We start from the raw sequence: 722 nt of genomic DNA, 5'->3' as shown, positions 1-722 counted from the left end.
AGTCCTCTTATCGTTCCGTGGGAGCCGGGTCAGTACGCGAAGGCAAGCACATCGTCAGCGTCTCTTCCGCCGCCGTCCGGGCCGCCGTCCTTGTCCGGACGGTCCGCGGACGTTGCGTGCAGCAGTTCAGGCATCGCCGAGGGCACACCGCCGCGGCAGTAGGCAGCGAGCAGCTTCACTTCCACCACCAGCAGGGTGCCGTAGACCAAGGTGAAGGCGCTCAGCGAGAAAACCAGCTCCCCCAGCGAGACGCCCGGCGACACCGCGGCGGCTGTGAACATGAAGACGTTGTCGATGCCGTCGGGGTCGGGGTTGGGTGCGACGACGAACGGTTGACGGCCCATTTCGGTGAAGATCCAGCCGGCCGAGTTGGCGCCGAACGGGGCAAGGATTCCGAACACGGCCAGCCGCATCAGCCACTTCGATTCGGGCACGGTGCCCTTGCGCACCACCCACAGGGCGACGGCGGCGGCAGCGGCGGCCAACATGCCGAAGGTGATCATCATGCGGAAGCCCCAGTAGGTGACTTCCATGACCGGCACGTAGTCGATTTCACTGCCGGCGCGCTCGCCGTAGATCGGGTTGTCCGGCAGGTGAGTTCCGAAGCGCTCCTGGTACTCCGGCAGCAGGCTGTTGATGCCCCGGATCTCGGTGTCGAAGTCGCCGTTGGCCATGAAGGAGAGCAGTCCGGGCAGCTCCACGACGGCGACCATGTCGTCACA

Annotated in this window: 1 protein-coding gene; it reads right to left on the bottom strand. The window is 65.8% G+C overall.

Going from position 1 to position 722, the window contains the following annotated elements; genetic code table 11:
• Positions 1-29: 29 nt before the first annotated feature.
• Positions 30-722: cytochrome ubiquinol oxidase subunit I (locus AC5RWT_RS37910; protein WP_494084695.1), on the bottom strand; the 693-nt coding region annotated here is incomplete at its 5' end.

The organism is Arthrobacter sp. Dra40 (assembly GCF_059091905.1).
Note: the sequence above shows the minus strand (reverse complement) of the source record. Positions and strands in the feature narration are given on the sequence as shown.